The organism is Streptomyces sp. NPDC101194, assembly GCF_044767885.1.
Lineage (GTDB): Bacteria > Actinomycetota > Actinomycetes > Streptomycetales > Streptomycetaceae > Streptomyces.
Map to the genome: position 1 here is coordinate 358241 of NZ_JBIWOS010000004.1, position 18325 is coordinate 376565.

14 protein-coding genes are annotated in these 18325 nt (G+C 70.6%); 7 read left to right on the forward strand and 7 right to left on the reverse strand.

Features of this window, described 5'->3' with window-relative positions:
* Positions 1–92: 92 nt before the first annotated feature.
* Positions 93–992 (reverse strand): D-alanyl-D-alanine carboxypeptidase family protein, encoded by a 900-nt coding sequence (locus tag ACIRP2_RS18270; protein WP_404251375.1) that lies wholly within the window; start codon positions 990–992, stop codon positions 93–95.
* A 331-nt stretch (positions 993–1323) separates the two neighbouring features.
* Here ACIRP2_RS18270 and ACIRP2_RS18275 point away from each other — a divergent pair, with 331 nt between their 5' ends.
* Positions 1324–2028, forward strand: coding sequence for a GntR family transcriptional regulator (locus ACIRP2_RS18275; protein WP_404251377.1), 705 nt, complete (start codon positions 1324–1326; stop codon positions 2026–2028).
* Positions 2025–3335 carry a nitrate/nitrite transporter gene (locus tag ACIRP2_RS18280; protein ID WP_404251379.1) on the forward strand — a complete coding sequence of 437 codons (1311 nt, stop codon included), beginning with the start codon at positions 2025–2027 and terminating at the stop codon, positions 3333–3335. The genes ACIRP2_RS18275 and ACIRP2_RS18280 overlap by 4 nt, the downstream gene beginning before the upstream one ends.
* Before the next feature lie 106 nt (positions 3336–3441).
* On the opposite strand, the gene ACIRP2_RS18285 is transcribed toward ACIRP2_RS18280, so the two are convergent.
* On the reverse strand, positions 3442–4266 hold the full coding sequence (locus ACIRP2_RS18285) for a maleylpyruvate isomerase family mycothiol-dependent enzyme (protein ID WP_404251381.1): 825 nt from the start codon (positions 4264–4266) through the stop codon (positions 3442–3444).
* Between the two features lie 332 nt (positions 4267–4598).
* Between ACIRP2_RS18285 and ACIRP2_RS18290 the strand changes: the two genes are divergently transcribed.
* Positions 4599–5399: a carbon-nitrogen family hydrolase gene (locus tag ACIRP2_RS18290; RefSeq protein ID WP_404251383.1), complete on the forward strand. Its 801-nt coding sequence runs from the start codon at positions 4599–4601 to the stop codon at positions 5397–5399.
* Between the two features lie 135 nt (positions 5400–5534).
* Here the strand turns inward: ACIRP2_RS18290 and ACIRP2_RS18295 are convergent, their stop codons facing one another.
* Positions 5535–6029 (reverse strand): LURP-one-related/scramblase family protein, encoded by a 495-nt coding sequence (locus tag ACIRP2_RS18295; RefSeq protein ID WP_404251385.1) that lies wholly within the window; start codon positions 6027–6029, stop codon positions 5535–5537.
* A gap of 82 nt (positions 6030–6111) precedes the next feature.
* Here ACIRP2_RS18295 and ACIRP2_RS18300 point away from each other — a divergent pair, with 82 nt between their 5' ends.
* Entirely contained in the window at positions 6112–7938 is a 1827-nt protein-coding gene (locus tag ACIRP2_RS18300; protein WP_404251387.1) for an NHL domain-containing thioredoxin family protein, read from the forward strand.
* Positions 7939–8045: 107 nt separating this feature from the next.
* Here ACIRP2_RS18300 and ACIRP2_RS18305 read toward each other — a convergent pair whose 3' ends face one another.
* The 4 genes from ACIRP2_RS18305 to ACIRP2_RS18320 all read right to left on the reverse strand — a co-directional run bounded on the left by ACIRP2_RS18305 (position 8046) and on the right by ACIRP2_RS18320 (position 15393).
* A complete protein-coding gene (locus ACIRP2_RS18305) occupies positions 8046–8801 on the reverse strand; it encodes a hypothetical protein (protein WP_404251389.1) in 756 nt (251 codons plus the stop codon).
* 174 nt (positions 8802–8975) lie between these two features.
* The gene (locus ACIRP2_RS18310; protein ID WP_404251391.1) at positions 8976–11744 is read right to left on the reverse strand and encodes an AfsR/SARP family transcriptional regulator; all 2769 of its coding nucleotides are present in this window, start codon (positions 11742–11744) and stop codon (positions 8976–8978) included.
* Positions 11745–11955: 211 nt separating this feature from the next.
* Positions 11956–13254 carry a M18 family aminopeptidase gene (locus tag ACIRP2_RS18315; protein WP_404251393.1) on the reverse strand — a complete coding sequence of 433 codons (1299 nt, stop codon included), beginning with the start codon at positions 13252–13254 and terminating at the stop codon, positions 11956–11958.
* A 312-nt stretch (positions 13255–13566) separates the two neighbouring features.
* Positions 13567–15393: an acyl-CoA dehydrogenase gene (locus tag ACIRP2_RS18320; protein WP_404251395.1), complete on the reverse strand. Its 1827-nt coding sequence runs from the start codon at positions 15391–15393 to the stop codon at positions 13567–13569.
* A 171-nt stretch (positions 15394–15564) separates the two neighbouring features.
* Between ACIRP2_RS18320 and ACIRP2_RS18325 the strand changes: the two genes are divergently transcribed.
* The 3 genes from ACIRP2_RS18325 to ACIRP2_RS18335 all read left to right on the forward strand — a co-directional run bounded on the left by ACIRP2_RS18325 (position 15565) and on the right by ACIRP2_RS18335 (position 18311).
* Positions 15565–16005 (forward strand): SseB family protein, encoded by a 441-nt coding sequence (locus ACIRP2_RS18325; RefSeq protein ID WP_072487501.1) that lies wholly within the window; start codon positions 15565–15567, stop codon positions 16003–16005.
* Positions 16006–16169: 164 nt separating this feature from the next.
* The gene (locus tag ACIRP2_RS18330) at positions 16170–17126 is read left to right on the forward strand and encodes a pirin family protein (RefSeq protein WP_404251398.1); all 957 of its coding nucleotides are present in this window, start codon (positions 16170–16172) and stop codon (positions 17124–17126) included.
* 84 nt (positions 17127–17210) lie between these two features.
* Complete coding sequence (locus tag ACIRP2_RS18335; protein WP_404251400.1) at positions 17211–18311, forward strand: AI-2E family transporter; 1101 nt, start codon at positions 17211–17213, stop codon at positions 18309–18311.
* Positions 18312–18325 lie beyond the last annotated feature (14 nt).

Below are 18325 nucleotides of genomic sequence, written 5' to 3' on the forward strand. Positions count from 1 at the left end.
AATGAAGGAGGGGCCCCGCGCACCGCGGGGCCCCTCCTTCGTGCCGTTGTCCGTGGCCCGGCCGGTTCGGCCGGGCCGACCGCCGGCCGGGACTACTTCTTGAAGCTGTAGTCCATGATCTTCTTCATGTCCGCGGTGCGGGTGGTCGCGCTCGTGGAGGCGAGCACCGTGCCGATGACCGTCTTGCCGTTGCGGGTCGCGGCGAAGACCAGGCAGTACTTGGCCGTCGGGCCGGAACCGGTCTTCACACCGATCGCCCCGCTGTAGCTGCTGAGCATGGCGTTGGTGTTGGACCACGACATGTAGCGGTAGCCACCGGACTTCGTGGTGACCTTCTGCTTCGTCGACTTGGTCTTCACGACCGTGCGGAACGTGGAGTTCTTCATCGCGCTGCTGGCGATCTTCGTCAGGTCGCGCGGCGTCGAGTAGTTCGAGCCGTTCCCTATGCCGTCGAACGAGTCGAAGTGCGTGTTCTTCAGGCCGAGGGACTTCGCGGAGGCGTTCATCTTGCCGATGAACGACTTCACGCGGGCCGCACGGGTGGTGCCGGAGCCGTACTTGTCGGCCAGCGCGTACGCGGCGTCGCAGCCGGACGGCAGCATCAGGCCGTACAGCAGCTGACGGACCGTGACCTTGTCGCCCACGATCAGGTGGGCCGAGGAGGCGCCCTTGGAGACGATGTAGTCGCTGTACGCCTTCTGGATCGTGACCTTGGAGTCCAGGTTCAGATTCTTCTGCTCCAGGACGACCTTGGCGGTCATGATCTTGGTGGTGGAACCGGTGGAGCGACGGGTGTCCGCGGCCTTGCTGAACAGGGTCTTCGCGGTGCCGTTGTTCATCACGAACCCGCCCTTGGCGGTGATCGAGGGGGTGGGCGGCGTGGCGGCCTGCGCCGTGGAGGCGAACACGCTGCCCGCGATGACGGCACCCGCGGTGAGAGCCACGGTGGCAGTGGCGGAAACGCGGTTTATGCCCTTAATGCCGATTTTCAACTTGAACGCTCCAAATGCCCCTGGAATGCGGCCACAAGAGGGTGCCGCTCGGTGGTGAGACTCATGAGACGGGCGGAAGGATGTGCTGATTCCTGGGGCAATTTCGGAGCAACGCGGGGTTCGGTTCGAGGGGCTCCTCCGTGGAGGTCCGGCAGGTGTTCCCGGAAGGTTCGGCGCGGGCCTCCTGTGGTCCGCGGCACGGGTCTCCCCCGAAGCGCGGCATGGATCCTTCTTCGCGGCGGGTCGCGGGTCTGTCCGGAAAGCAGGCGGGGGCCTGTCCGGATCCCGGACGGATGCCGTCATGCACGCATCTTGTATCTATGCTGTGTACATGCCTGCCGCACCCCCAGCCGTGAAGCCCCCCGTGAAGTCCGCCGTGAAGCCGACGAAGCCGACCGTCAAGCAGCCCCCCGCCGCCGAGCGCGTCTATGCCCACATCAAGGAAGCGGTTCTGGACCGTCGCTACGAGGGCGGCACGCTCCTCACCGAAGGCGATCTCGCGGAGGCCGTCGGTGTCTCCCGTACGCCCGTGCGGGAGGCGCTGCTGCGGCTGGAGGTCGAGGGGCTGATCAAGCTGTATCCCAAGAAGGGCGCTCTCGTGCTCGCCGTCTCCGCGCAGGAGATCGCGGACGTGGTGGAGACCCGGCTGCTGGTCGAGGAGTTCGCGGCCCGCAAGGCCGTGCCCGCCTCCGCGCAGTTGATCGGACGGCTCGAAGAACTCTTGGAGGAGCAGCGCCAGTTGGCTCAGGCCGGGGATCTGGCCGCGGTGTCCGTGAAGGACCGCTGCTTCCATGCCGAGATCGTGCGCAACGCGGGCAACGACATTCTCTCGCGTCTCTACGACCAGCTGCGCGACCGGCAGTTGCGGATGGGGGTCGCCGTGATGGAGGCGCACCCGGGGAGGATCGCCGCGAACATCACCGAGCACGGCGAGCTGCTGGAGGCCATCCGGTCCGGTGACGCCGACGGTGCCGCGCAGGTCGTGCGGCGTCATGTCAGCCGGGTCAAGGTGCTGGTCAGGGGTGAGGACCGGTGAGTTCTGCCGCCGCTCCCAGCCTCTCCCTGCCCGGTGATCCACCCGGCGGCCGGCGTGCCGTGTGGGTGTGGGGCATCGGTGTCGCCGTCTACTTCGTCGCGATCATCTTCCGTACCAGCCTGGGTGTCGCCGGACTCGACGCCGCCGACCGGTTCCATGTCAACGCCTCGGCGCTCTCCACGTTCTCCATCCTTCAGCTGCTGGTCTACGCGGGCATGCAGATACCCGTCGGCCTGATGGTCGACCGGCTCGGCACCAAGAAGGTCCTCACCCTCGGGGCCGTGCTGTTCACACTCGGGCAGCTCGGTTTCGCGCTCTCCCCCTCGTACGGCATGGCGCTGGCGTCCAGGGCGCTGCTCGGCTGCGGCGACGCGATGACGTTCATCAGCGTGCTGAGGCTCGGCGCGCGCTGGTTCCCGGCGCGGCGCGGTCCGCTGATCGGTCAGGTCGCCGCCCTCTTCGGGATGGCGGGCAACCTCGTCTCGACGCTCTTCATCGCGCGGGCCCTGCACGGATTCGGCTGGACCACCACGTTCGCCGGCAGCTCCGCCGCCGGGGTTCTCGTTCTCGTCCTGCTTCTGCTGTTCCTGAAGGATCACCCCGAGGGCCACGAGCCGCCGCCCGTCGAGCACGCGGGCGCCGCCTATGTGCGCAAGCAGATCGCCGCCGCCTGGAGGGAGCCCGGCACCCGGCTCGGCATGTGGGTGCACTTCACCACGCAGTTCCCGGCCATGGTCTTCCTGCTGCTGTGGGGTCTGCCGTTCCTGGTGGAGGCACAGGGGCTGAGCCGGTCCGCGGCCGGTGAGCTGCTCACCCTGGTGGTGCTCTCCAACATGGCGTTCGGGCTGGTCTACGGGCAGATCATCGCCCGCCACCACGCGGCCCGCGCCCCGCTGGCCCTCGGGACGGTCACGGTGACGGCCCTGCTCTGGGCGTCGACCATCTTCTACCCGGGCGACCACGCGCCGGTGTGGCTGCTGATCGTCCTGTGCGTGGTGCTCGGCGCGTGCGGTCCCGCCTCGATGATCGGCTTCGACTTCGCGCGGCCCGCCAACCCGCCGGAGCGCCAGGGCACCGCGTCGGGCATCGTCAACATGGGCGGCTTCGTCGCCTCGATGACCACACTGTTCGCCGTCGGTGTGCTGCTGGACGCGACCGGCGACAACTACCGGATCGCGTTCGCCTCGGTCTTCGTGCTGGAGACGCTCGGCGTCGTGCAGATCCTGCGGCTGCACTCCCGGGCCACGCACCGCGAGCGGGACCACCATGTGATCAGCCGCGTGGAAGCCGTGCACGTACCCGCGTGACGCGCCTGTCGCGCCGGATCGGCGGCGCGCCCGTCCTCGCACGACGGGCGCCGCCGACCCACGGTGGCAGGGCGCCGGGGCGCTACGGCCTCAGGGCCTCGCAGCGTTACGGCGTCACGGCGAAGTTCTGCAGGATCGCCGCCGCCAGTTCCTGGTCGCCCTCGATCTTGACGCGGTCCGCGACCGCGCCGACGCGCACCCGCCCGCAGGCGAGGCGGAAGTACGTCTCCCAGTCCATCGCGAGCGTCACCGCGGGACCCAGCGACGGCGAGCCGTCCACCGAACCGCGTCCCTCCGCGTCGACCCTGACCGTGCGCAGGAACTCCATCGGCCCGTGCACATCGATCACGACCGCCGAGTTGTTCGGCGCGCCCGCGTCCTTGGCGACCACCTTCGGCAGCGCGGCGAGCAGGGTGTCCCGGACGACAGGGGCGCCGGGAGAGTCCAGGTTGCCGGGCCGCCCCAGCGTCGTCCGCAGGTCCTGCTCATGCACCCAGACGTCGAAGGCCCTCATCCGCAGCGCGAGTTCGAGGGTTTGCTCGGCACCCAGCGGCGCCCGGACCATGGTCTCGGGGGCACGCGTCTCGTTGCGCAGCTGACGTGCGCGGCGAATGATCGTGTACTCCAGCTCGGAGGTCATCTCCGGCGCGGTGTGGTGACGCCGCACATCGACCTGCATCTCCATGTAGCGGGCGATGTCGCTCTGCACATGGAAGAGATCGCGCGGCAGTGTGTGGATCGGACGCGGATCGCCGAGCTGCTCGCTCTCCATGCCGATGATGTGCGAGACGATGTCGCGCACCGACCAGTTGGGGCACGGCGTACGGGCGTTCCACTCTCCCTCGGCGAGCGGCTTCACCAGCTCGGCAATCGACTCGATGGAGTGGGTCCAGGCATCGGCGTAGGTCTGGAGGCTGGGATGGACGGTCACGGGACCCCTCGTGCGGTTCTGCGGTGCATGGGCTGGACTGCTGGGCGCGGGCGGCGGGCTGCGTGGGAGGTTCAGTCGCTCAGGGCGTCCGGTGACCGGGGGGTGGCGTCACGGGGGCTGGGTGCGCACATCTGCGGCGTTGTCGTCGGTCACCAACGCTCCGCGTCGACTTCCTCCTCCGCCCCGCAGCTGCACGCACCCGGCCCCGCGCCTTCTTCCACCCCCCAGTCGCCGGACGCTCTAAGTTACGCTGCGAGCAGGCACCCCGGCAGTGCTTTCGTGTGACGATCGTAGGCCCGTGTTGACGGCTCGAATGCCAGGACGGTGGTAGTGTGCGCGCCTCTCTCATCCAGATCGAGGTAGACCCGGACGAATCCGCCGATTCCCGCAGGGAGCGTGCGGCTTCGCTGATCGCGGCCCAGCGCGGTGCGGATCTGGTGATTCTTCCTGAGCTCTGGCCCGTGGGCGCGTTCGCCTACACGGCCTTCGAGGACGAGGCCGAACCCTTCCAGGGGCCCACCCACGACAGCATGGCGAAGGCCGCGGCCGATGCCGGGGTCTGGCTGCACGCGGGCTCCTTCGTCGAGCGCGCCACCGACGGCACTCTCTACAACACCGCGCTCGTCTTCACGCCCGAGGGCGAGCGGGCCGCCGCGTACCGCAAGATCCATCGCTTCGGCTTCGACCAGGGCGAGGCGGTCATGATGGGCGCCGGCGAGGAACTGGTCACGGTCGCTCTGCCGGAGACCACGCTGGGCCTTGCGACCTGCTACGACCTGCGCTTCCCGGAGATGTTCCGCGGCCTGGTCGACGCGGGCGCCGAGACGCTGATCGTCGCGGCGGGCTGGCCCGAGCGCCGCCGCTCCCACTGGACGCTGCTGGCCCGGGCCCGCGCCGTCGAGAACCAGTCGTACGTGCTGGCCGTCGCCACCGCGGGCACCCACGCCGGAATCCAGCAGGCCGGACACAGCATCGTCGTCGACCCATGGGGCGAGGTGCTCGCCGAGGCGGGCGCGGACGAGGAGGTGCTGAGCGTGGAGTTCGACCCGTCGAAGGTCGCCGCCACGCGCGAGCAGTTCCCGGCGCTCAAGGACCGGCGGCTGGGGCTGACCCCGCCCGAGACGGTCAAGTAGTCCCGTTTCACGTGAAACCGGGCCCGACGCCGTCGTCGGGCCCGCCCGCCGGTGATTCTGTCCACGGCCCGCGGGTCTTCGACGGTTCCGACCTCCGTCCGCGGGCCCACGGCCGCCCGACGGGCTCCGCGCCCGTCAGTCGTTGTCGTGCTCCTTGTCCGCGAGCACGATGACGCACACGGACACGGCGATCAGCAGCGCCACGTCGGCGTCCTCCCGTACGACCTCGATGCCGTACGTGTCCCGGACGGTCAGCCACCGTCGCGAGATCTGCGCCAGCAGTTCCCCGTCGTAGTCGATGGCGAACTCGCGGTCCAGGATCTTGCCGCTGACATCGAGCTCGGTGCCGTCCACCAGCGTGACCCGGTAGTGGTTGCGCAGCAGCGACAGCCGTTTGCGCTTGACCTTGGCGAGCTCCTCGCCATCGCGCTCGATGAGCATCGTGTCGCGCAGACTGAGCAGCTTCTGCCGGATCTCGACCAGGATCCGGCCCTGCGCGTCCTTCAGCTCGAAGGTGTCACGCACCCGCAGGGCCTTGCCGTCGACGAGGAAGACCTTCCGGCCGTCCGCGTCCTCGATCCAGTAGTCGTCACCGACGGCGAAGAGCCGTTCACGTACCAGGAATCTCATGGCTGACAGGTTCCCCCAGGACTCCCCGGAATGCGTGGACCCTCAGGAATGCGCGCGGGCCACGGTGATGTTGACTGTTCACATGGCAACACGTGCGCGCGTCAGGGCCCCCGAGCTGATCGGCAAGGGCGGCTGGCTCAATACAGGCGACCAGCAGTACACCCTCGCTGACCTGCGAGGACGCATTGTGATCCTGGATTTTTGGACCTTCTGCTGTGTGAACTGTCTGCATGTCCTCGATGAGCTGCGCGAGCTGGAGGAGAAGCACCGCGACACCGTCGTGATCATCGGCGTGCACTCGCCGAAGTTCGTGCACGAGGCCGAGCACCAGGCGGTCGTCGACGCCGTCGAGCGGTACGAGGTCCACCACCCGGTCCTCGACGACCCGGAGCTGGCGACCTGGAAGCAGTACGCCGTACGGGCCTGGCCCACGCTCGTCGTCGTCGACCCCGAGGGCTATGTCGTCGCCCAGCACGCGGGCGAGGGACATGCGCACGCCATCGAGAAGCTGGTCGAGGAGCTGGAGGCCGAGCACGAGGCGAAGGGCACGCTGCGCCGTGGCGACGGCCCCTATGTCGCGCCCGAGCCGGTCGCCACGCATCTGCGCTTCCCCGGCAAGGCCCTGCTCCTGCCCGACGGCGGTTTCCTGGTCTCCGACACCACCCGGCACCGCCTGGTCGAGCTCGAAGGCGACGGTGAAACGGTCCGCCGCCACGTCGGAACGGGCGAGAGGGGATTCGCCGACGGAGGGCCCGACGAGGCCCGGTTCTCCGAGCCCCAGGGACTCGCCGTGCTGCCCGACGGCCGGATCGCGGTCGCCGACACGGTCAATCACGCCGTACGCGCCCTCGACCTCGCCACCGGGACCACGACGACCCTTGCCGGCACCGGCCGCCAGTGGTGGCAGGGTTCGCCGACGGCCGGACCGGCCCGCGAGGTCGACCTCTCCTCACCTTGGGACGTCGCCTGGTTCGCGGACCGGTTGTGGATCGCCATGGCGGGCGTGCACCAGCTGTGGACGTACGACCCAGGGACGGGGACCGTGGGCGTCGCGGCGGGCACGACCAACGAGGGCCTGGTCGACGGGCCGGCCGACGAGGCATGGTTCGCCCAGCCGTCGGGGCTCGCCGTGTCGGCCGACGGGGAGCGGCTGTGGGTCGCCGACTCGGAGACGTCCGCCCTGCGGTACGTCGAGCGCGACGGCACCGGCTTCGCCGTCCGCACGGCCGTGGGCACCGGCCTCTTCGACTTCGGACACCGCGACGGCCGAGCGGATCAGGCACTCTTCCAGCACCCGCTGGGCGTGACCGCGCTGCCCGACGGGTCCGTCGCCGTCTGCGACACGTACAACCACGCGCTGCGCCGCTACGACCCCGTGAGCGGCGAGGTCACCACCCTGGCCACGGATCTGCGTGAGCCCAGCGACGCGGTGCTGGTCGAGGGCGATCTCGTCGTCGTCGAGTCCGCCCGGCACCGGCTGACCCGGCTGCGGCTCCCGGAGGAGGCTGTACGCGTCGCCGGTCAGGCACATCACACACAGCGCGCGGCCACCGAGATCGCTCCGGGCACGCTCCGGCTCGATGTGGTCTTCCAGGCGCCCGCCGGGCAGAAGCTGGACACCCGGTACGGTCCCTCGACCCGGCTGCTGGTCTCGGCGACCCCGCCCGAGCTGCTCGCGGAGGGTTCCGGTCCCGGTACCGACCTCTTCCGTGACCTGGTCCTGGCCGACGGCGTCACCGAGGGCGTCCTGCATGTGTCCGCCATGGCGGCGTCCTGCGACGACGACCCGGCGAACGAGTACCCGGCCTGCCATGTCCACCAACAGGACTGGGGCGTCCCCGTCCGCGTGAGTGCGGAGGGAACGCCCCGGCTGCCGCTGGTGCTGGCAGGGATGGACGAGCAGGCCTGACGGCGCGAGGAGCCCCGGACACGGCGGGCCCCTGCGCCGGGTGCGGTGTGCGCGGCGGGGCAGGGGTCGCGTTCCGCGGGGCTCGTCGTGCGGCCCGGCTCAGCGGGTCAGGAGGTGCCCGCCTGCTTCATGGAGCTGACCGCCTCGGCGACCGTGCTCCGGTACAGGCCGAGCTTCGGGTCGCGCACCTTCACATCGGGGCCGAGCTCGAAGTTCTGCGTCTCCGCGTTGGGCATGTGGTCGTCGTCGGCGAGCACGTTCATCTCGTTGATCCAGGTCAGACCGTTCGCACCGCTCGGGTTGAGGTCGATCACCGCGATGGCGGCCGTCTTGGGCTTGACCGGGTACGCGGGTGCGCCGCCCAGGCCGCCCGGAACGGTCGGCCTGATGTCGGAGCTGTGGTCCGAGGCCTTCGCGGCACCCAGGCTGACCCGCGGGAAGTAGCTCAGGCCGCAGGAGTTCGCTCCGACGTTGTTGACCTCGATCACCTGCTGGGTGGCCGAGCCCTCGCGGGGGTACACGCGTACCGAAAGGTCCCCGCTCTTGCACGGGTGCGTGTAGGCGTAGCTGTCGCTGGTGCTGCCGCCCGCCTTGGTGCCACCGTTGGACGCGCCGGTCTTCGAGGTGCCCGTCTTCGTGGCTCCGGTGTTCTGCCCGGCGCCGGTCTTCGAGGCGCCCGTGGTCGTCGCGTCGGTGGTGGGCTGGGTGGCGTCCGTCGAAGCGGCAGCCGCCGCGGCGTCGTTCGCCGGGCCGGCGGACTTCGTGCCGGTGCCGTCGTTGCCACCGCAGGCGGTGAGGGCCAGGGCGAGCACGGCGGTGGTCGCGGCGGCGAGGACGGTGGTGCGGTGGCGGAGCGTACTCATGGAAATTCCCCCGAGTGTGACGGTGCGGCGGACGCCTGGTCATGTGGCGAACGCGCCCCTGACCTGCTGACATGTATGAGTCTCGGGCGCCCCGCTCATGTTCTGCTGCCGTCCCGCTGACGTCCCGCTGACGCTCGCTGCCCGCACTCCCGTATCAACGTGCGGGCGCGTGGCTCACCCGTCGTCGGCGAGCCGCCGGACCGCCTCTTCGTACCGTTTGCGGTACTCCGTGTGTGCCGTGACCCGCAGCAGCGCTTCGAGGGCCCGGACCGCGCCCGTGTCGTAACCCGCGTCCTCCGCCTCTCGGGCCGCCAGGTCCAGCAGCCGGATGGCCTCGTCCTCCTCGCCGAGCGCCAGCCGGGCCTCGCCGCTGACGGTCAGCAGCAGCACCCGGCGCGCGGTCTCCTCGTGCTCGGGGCCGAGGTCGAGCGCCGTGCGGGCGGAGTGAAGTGCCTCCTGGGGGCGATTGGCGGTGAGCTGCATCCGGGCGAGGTGCTGCAGGGCGAGCATCTCGGTGTGTGCGTCGGCCTCCTCGCGGGCCAGGCCGACGGCCTGTTCGCAGCCCTCCAGCGCCACGTCGAGCCCGCCCTGTTCGGCCTGCACGAGGGCCAGGTTGACCAGCGCGGTCGCCTCGCCGAGCCGGTCACCGGCCTGTCGGGCGAGGGCGGGCGAGCGCTCCAGCAGGGTGACGGCCTCGGAGGTCCTGCCCTCCTCGGTCAGCACCCAGCCCAGCAGATTGAGCACCCGTGACTCGGCGTAGGGATCGTGCTGGGTACGGGCCGATTCCAGCGCCAGCTCCAGCAGCGGGGCCCAGCTGTCCCGTACCCGCCACACCACCTGCGGCCACTGGAGCAGGATGATCCGCCAGGTCCGGTCGTCGAGCCCGGCGTTGCGGGCCGCCAGGGCGGCCAGGGCCAGGTCGTCGCGCTCGCCGGCCAGCCAGCGCATCGCCGCCGCCCGGTCGCTGAAGTCCCTGACGGCGGCGGGGCGGCGGAAGTCGTCCGGCAGGACGAAACAGGGCTCACCGCCGGGTTCGGCCGTGTCGGCGGCGGCGAGCGCCGTCGCTATGTAGTGGTCGAGGACACCGATGAGGGCTTCGGGTCCCGACGCGGGGTCCAGGCCGTGCGCGTAGAGGCGTACCAGGTCGTGCAGGACCCAGCGGCCCGGCGCCGTCTCGGTGACGAGGTGCGCGGTGGAGAGCCGGTCCAGTGCGGCCGCCGCGACGACCGGGTCCGTACCGGCGAGCGCGGCGGCCGTGTACGGGTCGAAGTGGCTGCCGGGGTGGTGACCGAGCCGGGTGAACTGGTGGACGGCGTCCGGCGGCAGCTGCTGCACGGTCAGCCGGAGCGCGGCGGAGACGCCGGTGTCGTCCACGTCGAGGTACGTCAGCCGGCTGCGTTCGTCGGCGAGTTCGTCGGCCAGACCGGCCAGGGTCCGTTGCGGGCGTCCGGCCAGCCGGGCCGCGGTGACGCGCAGGGCGAGCGGCAGTCCTCCGCAGAGTCCGGCGAGCCGGCGGGCGGCCACGGGTTCGGCGAGGACCCGTTCCTCGCCGAGCACACCGGCCAACAGGGCCGTGCTGTCCTGCGGTTCGAGTACGTCGAGCGGAACGGGACGGGCCGCGTCCGAGGCGATGAGGCCTTCCAGCCGGTGCCGACTGGTGACCAGTGTGACGCAGTCCGTGCCGCCCGGGAGCAGCTGCCTGACCAGGGCCGAGTCACGGGCGTTGTCGAGGACGACGAGCAGTCGGCGCCGGTCGGTCAGGGACCGGAAGAGCGCCGCCGCGGCGGAGGCGGACTCCGGGACGCGGCGCGGCGCGACGCCGAGCGCCAGCAGGAACTCGCGCAGGACCTCGATGAGCGTCGGCTCACCGGTGTCGCCGAACCCGCGCAGATCGGCGAAGAGCCGGCCGTCCGGGAAGGCGGCGGAGTTGCGGTGCGCCCACTGGAGGGCCAGCGCGGTCTTTCCCACGCCGGCCGGTCCGGTGACCAGACAGACGGGTGCCTCGCCCGCCGCGGCCCGGCTGAGCGCGGCCAGTTCGGCGCCCCGGCCGTGGAAGCCGCGGGGCGCGCGGGGCAGCAGGTCGGTGGGGTGCGCTTCGGCGACGAACGGCTGCGGGACCGGGGGGCGGGGAAGCGGCGGGCCGGGGGTGCCGGCCGCCCCGGCCTCCGTGCCACCGGTCGGGGCGGCCGGCGCATCCGGTCCTGGGTCGCCGCGCAGGATCAGCGCGTACGCGTCGGCGAGTTCGTGTCCCGGGTCGATCCCGAGCTCGTCGGCGAGCAGCCGCCTCGTGCGGTGGAACCAGTCCAGGGCCTCCGACTGACGCCCCGCCCGGTACAGCGCCGTCACGAGCGCCGCCGCCAGCGACTCCCGCATCGGATGCGCGACCGCTTCCGCCCGCAGCACCGCCGCGGCACGGCTGTGTTCCCCCAGCGCCGTGTAGGAGTGCGCCAGTTGCTCGACCGCCGCCAGCCGCGACTCCTCCAGCGAGTGCGCGGCGGCCTGCAGCGGCGGGCCCGCGAACGCGCCGGTGAGCGCCGGGCCCTGCCACAGGGACAGGGCCTCCTTGAGCATCAGCACGGAGTCGGCGGGGCTGCGCTGCTCCCGCGCCAGTACCAGCAGTTCCTCGAACCGCTGCGAGTCCAGCAGGGTCTCCGGCACCCGCAGCACGTACGCGTCGCCGAGCGTGATCAGTTCCACCCCGTACGCCTCCGCGTCCGCGCCCACCAGGAGGGCGCGCAGCCGGGAGACATGACCCTGGATGACACTGCGGGCGTGCAGCGGCGGTTCGTCGTCCCACAGGGAGTCCGTCAGCCGGGCGATGGACACAGGCGTGTTGGCGGACAGCAGCAACGCGGCCAGCAGGCTGCGGCGTTTGGCGGGGCCGAGGGGCAGCGGCCCGGTGCGCGTGTCGACGGAGACGGTGCCGAGCAGCCGGAACTCCACGTACGGCTCCCCTTCCGGGCGGGTGCACCCGTGGTGGGGGCACAGGCAAAGTCCCAGGATATCGGGGGTGCCGCGGAGTCGGCGAGGGGTCACCGCCGGGTCGGCGAGCCACGGTCCGGGAGTCGTCGTGGGGCAGCGGCGGCGGCTCCGGGCCGGTGTACGGATCGCGTACCCGGCCCGGTGACGGCCTGTGGTCGGGGCGGTGGGGGACTCAGCCCGCCAGGAACGCCGCCAGCGCGTCGGCCAGCAGATACGGGTCGTCCGCGCCGCACAGCTCACGGGCGCTGTGCATCGAGAGGATCGCGACACCGATGTCCACGGTCTGGATGCCGTGCCGGGCGGCGGTGATCGGGCCGATCGTGGTGCCGCACGGCATCGAGTTGTTGGAGACGAACGTCTGCCACGGCACGTCGGCCTTCCGGCACGCCTCCGCGAACACGGCCCGGCCGCTGCCGTCGGTCGCGTACCGCATGTTGACGTTGACCTTCAGGATCGGTCCGCCGTTGACCACCGGGTGGTGGGTCGGATCGTGGCGCTCGGCGTAGTTGGGGTGGATCGCGTGGCCGGTGTCGGAGGACAGACAGACGGTCCCGGCGAAGGCGCGGGCGCGGTCCTCGTACGTACCGCCGCGGGCGAAGACGGAACGCTCCAGGACCGTGCCGAGCAGCGGTCCGTCGGCGCCCGTGTCGGACTGCGAGCCGTTCTCCTCGTGGTCGAAGGCGGCCATGACCGGGATGTACGGCAGTTCGGCGTCCGGCTGTCCGGAGACGGCGGCGAGTGCGGCGGTGGCCGCGTGCACGGAGAGCAGGTTGTCCATCCTGGGCCCGGCCAGCAGCTCGCGGTCCCGGCCCAGGTAGGCGGGCGGCTCGACGGGGTGCGGCATCAGGTCCCAGCCGGTCACGTCCTCGGCGTCGACGCCCGCCTCCTCGGCGACGAACCGGATCAGGTCGCCCTCCTCGACCTCCCCGAGACCCCAGATCGGCTGCATGTGCTTCTGCCGGTCGAGCTTCAGGCCGTCGGGGTTGGCCGACCGGTCCAGATGCACGGCCAGCTGCGGTACGCGCAGGAGCGGCCGGGCGATGTTCACCAGCCGGTGCGTGCCGTCGCGCAGCGAGATCCGGCCGGCGAGGCCGAGGTCCCGGTCCAGCCAGGTGTTGAGGAGCGTCCCGCCGTAGATCTCCACGGCGACCTGGCGCCAGCCGTACGCGCCGGTGTCGGGCAGCGGCTTGACCCGCAGGTTCGGCGAGTCGGTGTGCGCCCCGACGATGCGGTACGGGGTGTGGGCCGTAGCGCCCTCGGGCACGTACCAGGCCACGATCGCACCGCCGCGCAGGACGTACTTCCCCCCGGTGGTGCCGTCCCAGGCCGCGGTTTCCTCGACCTGGCGGAACCCGGCCTTCTCCAGCCGCTCGGCCGCAGTGGCCACGGCGTGGTACGGGGAGGGGGAGGCCATCAGGAAGGCCATCAGATCGTCGGTGTGGCCGCGGTCGAAGCGGAGGGAGGAACTCATGTTCTTCACTGTAACGAGGCCGGACCTGCCGGATTCACCGTCGCCCCGGGGTCAGCGCCGCGGCTGCGACGCCTGGGGCAGGGCCTCAGCGGTCATGGTTCCTGCCATGGACGCGATTCTCGGCCGTGCGCTCAGCGTACCCAGCTGATACGACAGCACCGCCACCCGAAAGCGTGTCCGGGTGACGGTGCGTGTCGAGGATCACGAGCGGGGCCTGAGGCCGGTGCCGCTCCGGGCGAGGTCCGCCCCGTCGCGTCGCCCGGCACGCACCGGACGACGCTTCCCACAGGGCGGGTCCTGCCGGTCACGGCACTAGAACGCGGCCTCGTCCAGCTCCATCAGCGAGTTGTCGACGGACTCCGCGAGCGCGCGCTCGGCGGAGACGCCCGGCAGGACGTTCGCGGCGAAGAACTTCGCGGCGGCGATCTTGCCCTGGTAGAAGGCGACGTCCTTCGCCGTGGCGGTCGGCAGCTTCTCGGACGCGACGGCCGCGCCCTTGAGCAGCAGGTAGCCGACGACGACATCGCCGGAGGCCATCAGCAGGCGGGTGGTGTTGAGGCCCACCTTGTAGATGTTCTTGATGTCCTCGCCGGTCGCGGTCAGGTCGGTGATCATCGTGCCGACGATCGCCTCCAGGTCCACGGCGGCCTTGGCGAGCGAGTCCAGCGCGCCGGACAGCTCCTCGTTGCCCTGGGCGCCGGCGAGGAACTTCTTGATCTCCTCGGAGAGAGCGTTCAGCGAGGCACCCTGGTCGCGGACGATCTTCCGGAAGAAGAAGTCCTGGCCCTGGATCGCCGTCGTGCCCTCGTACAGCGTGTCGATCTTGGCGTCACGGATGTACTGCTCGATCGGGTACTCCTGGAGGTACCCGGAGCCGCCGAACGTCTGGAGCGACTGCGCCAGCTGCTCGTACGACTTCTCGGAGCCGTAGCCCTTCACGATCGGGAGCAGCAGGTCGTTGAGGCCGTGCAGCGCCTTGGCGTCCTCGCCCGCGGCCTCCTTCTCCTGGATCGCGTCCTGGACGGTGGCGGTGTACAGCACGAGGGAGCGCATGCCCTCCGCGTACGCCTTCTGCGTCATGAGCGCGCGGCGTACGTCGGGGTGGTGCGTGATGGTGACCTTCGGGGCGGCCTTGTCCATGAACTGCGAGAGGTCGGTGCCCTGGACGCGCTCCTTGGCGTACTCCAGCGCGTTCAGGTAGCCGGTGGACAGGGTCGCGATGGCCTTCGTGCCGACCATCATGCGGGCGAACTCGATGATGCGGAACATCTGGCGGATGCCGTCGTGCTTGTCACCGATCAGCCAGCCCTTGGCCGGGTGCTGGTCGCCGAAGGTCATCTCGCAGGTGTTGGACGCCTTGAGGCCCATCTTGTGCTCGACGTTCGTCGCGTACACGCCGTTGCGCTCGCCCAGCTCGCCGGTGGTCCAGTCGAAGTGGAACTTCGGGACCATGAAGAGGGAGAGGCCCTTCGTGCCCGGACCGGCGCCCTCGGGGCGGGCCAGCACGTAGTGGATGATGTTCTCGGACATGTCGTGCTCGCCCGAGGTGATGAAGCGCTTCACGCCCTCGATGTGCCAGGAGCCGTCCTCCTGCTCGACGGCCTTCGTGCGGCCCGCGCCGACGTCCGAACCGGCGTCCGGCTCGGTCAGCACCATCGTCGAGCCCCACTGCTTCTCGACGGCGATCTCGGCGATCTTCTTCTGCGCGTCGTTGCCCTCCTCGAAGAGGATGCCGGCGAACGCCGGGCCGGAGGAGTACATCCACACGGCCGGGTTCGAGCCGAGCAGCAGCTCCGCGTAGGACCAGATCAGGGAGCGCGGCGAGGTGGTGCCGCCGATCTCCTCGGGCAGGCCCAGACGCCAGTACTCGGAGTCCATGAAGGCCTGGTACGACTTCTTGAAGGTCTCCGGGACCGGTGCGGTGTTGGTCTCCGGGTCGAAGACCGGCGGGTTGCGGTCGGCGTCGGCGAAGGATTCGGCCAGCTCGTTCTCCGCGAGACGGGCGACCTCGTCGAGGATGCTCTTCGCCGTCTCGACGTCCATCTCGGCGAACGGGCCGGTGCCGTACGTCTTGTCGCGCCCGAGGACCTCGAAGAGGTTGAACTCGATGTCGCGGAGATTCGACTTGTAGTGCCCCATGGAAGGCTCCGTAATCAATAGCAGTGGCGCGCAGCGCCCCGGGAGGGGGGTGTGGGCCGGGCGGGCGACGAGCTGGCGTGGGTATATCAGCTGACCTCTACGATGATGCTACCCGCCAGTAATAAGGCGCAACCCCTCAAGGGCCCGATGTGGCCGATTACTCTTTGCGGCATGTACGGCTACGACCAGAACCCGGGTGCACAGCAGCAGATGGGCGGCGGCTACGGCGAGCAGCCGCTGTATCCCGAGCCCTCGCCGCCCTCCCTGGGGGACGCGGTACGTGCCTTCACCACCGGCTCGCTGTCCGCCGAGGACTTCCAGCAGATCTTCGCGACGTCGAAGGTCTACTGCCCGCGCGGCGACAACCCCGGCTTCCTCGCGCTGCACAACACCCAGCAGCCGGTGATCCCGATGTTCACCACGCTCAAGGAGCTCCGGCTGTACGCGGGCAAGGAGTCCAAGTACTTCGTGATCACCGGGGCCGAGGTGATCGACCTGCTGCCGACCGGCTACGGCTTCGTCCTCGACATGGAGGGTGAGCACCGCATGGTCTTCGACGCCAAGGCCGTGGAGCAGATGGTCGACTTCGCGATGCGCCGTATGTACGGCTGAGATCCGCTCTTCACGAAGGGGCCCGTACCGCCTGGTACGGGCCCCTTCGTGTTGTCGGTGCGGGCTCCTTCTCCCTGCCGCGACGCTCCGGGAATGGATGACGCCTTGCAGGATGTTCACCATTCAACTAAATTGAACCCAGGACAACCCCGGAGGTGGCTCCCATGCCCGCAGTGACCGTCGAAAACCCGCTGACCCTGCCCAAGGTCGCCGCCTCGGGCGACGCCACGGCCCGTCCCGTGCTCGCCGTCACCACGGCGCCGAGCGGATTCGAGGGGGAGGGCTTCCCGGTTCGCCGTGCGTTCGCCGGGATCAACTACAAGCACCTCGACCCGTTCATCATGATGGACCAGATGGGCGAGGTGGAGTACGCGGCCGGAGAGCCGAAGGGCACTCCCTGGCACCCGCACCGCGGCTTCGAGACCGTCACGTACCTGATCGACGGAACCTTCGTCCACCAGGACTCCAACGGTGGCGGCGGCACCATCCAGAACGGCGACACCCAGTGGATGACCGCCGGGTCCGGCCTCCTCCACATCGAGGCCCCGCCGGAGTCCCTGGTGATGTCGGGCGGCCTCTTCCACGGCCTCCAGCTCTGGGTGAACCTGCCCAAGGCCGACAAGATGATGGCCCCCCGCTACCAGGACATCCGCGGCGGCCAGGTCCAGCTCCTCGCCTCCCCGGACGGCGGCGCGCTCCTGCGCGTCATCGCCGGTGAGCTCGACGGGCACGAGGGTCCCGGCGTCACCCACACCCCGATCACGATGATCCACGCCACCGTCCGTCCCGGCGCCGAGGTGACCCTGCCGTGGCGCGAGGACTTCAACGGACTCGCGTACGTGCTCGCAGGGCGCGGCACCGTCGGTGCGGAGCGCCGCCCCGTCCGGATGGGGCAGACCGCGGTCTTCGGCGCCGGCTCCTCGCTGACCGTCCGTGCGGACGAGCGGCAGGACGGCAACACCCCCGACCTGGAGGTCGTGCTGCTCGGCGGTCGTCCGATCCGCGAGCCCATGGCGCACTACGGGCCGTTCGTGATGAACAGCCAGGCCGAACTGAAGCAGGCCTTCGAGGACTTCCAGGCCGGCCGCCTCGGCACGGTGCCCGCCGTCCACGGAATGTGATCCGCGGGTCCGACGTGTGACAGTCCGTCACCCGTACGGCCTCGCAAGCGGGACATCACACCCACGCCGTGATCGGGTGGGAGGGTGCAGACCCCCAAGCCCCTCCTGCCCGACGGCGCGCGGCGTACCGCCGCCTGGTGCGGTGTCGTCCTCCTCGTCACCGGGGTCGCCGCGGTCGCCGTCTGGCTGTGCGTCATCTTCAAGACGGCGGTCACCCCCGTGCTGCTCGCGCTGCTCGGCACGGCGCTGCTCGGGCCGGTCCATCGCCGGCTGACCGGCCGCGGGCTGAACCGCTCACTGGCCGCGGGGCTCACCTGCGCCCTGCTCGTCGCGGTGGTCGGCGGCGCCGGATACATCGTCGTCACCGCGCTCGTCGACTCCGGCGAACAGATCGTCCGCTCGCTGAAGGACGCCGGGCAGTGGGTCGTCGACCACTTCGGGATCGGCAGGACCACCAATGTGGACGACCTCGTCGCCAACGCCGGGAAACTCTTCCAGAGGTTCGGCGCGAGCGCGGCGGGCGGACTCCTCTCCGGGATCAGTCTGGTCGGCTCGCTGATCGCCACCAGCGTCCTCGCGCTCCTGCTGACCTTCTTCTTCCTGCGCGACTCCGACCGGGCCGCGGACCTCGCCCACGCGGTCGCCCCGCGCGGCACCGGGGAACTGGTCGAGGCGATGGGACGGCGGGCCTTCGAGGCCGTCCAGGGCTTCATGCGCGGCACCACGTTCATCGCGCTGATCGACGCGATCTGCATCACCGTCGGCCTGCTGATCCTGAGCGTCCCCGGTGCGGTGGGGCTCGGCGCACTGGTCTTCGTCGGTGCCTACATCCCCTATCTGGGGGCCTTCATCTCCGGCACGGTCGCGGTACTGGTCGCGCTCGCCGACCGGGGGTTCGTGATCGCGCTCTGGGCGCTGGGGGTGGTGCTCGCCGTGCAGGTGCTGGAGGGCCACGTCCTGCAGCCGATGATCCAGAGCCGTACGGTCCAGATGCACCCCGCCACCATCATGATCGCGATCACCGCGGGCGCCAGTGTGGCGGGACTGCTGGGCATGTTGCTCGCGGTGCCGGTCTGCGCGGCCGCCTTCGGCATCGTCGGTGAACTGCGGGGGGAGAGGGGAGCGGAGGGCGAGGGCGGTGAGCCCGGTGGCCCGGCCCCCTCCCCGCCCCCGCCCGACGCGTGACCGGGGGCGTGTCC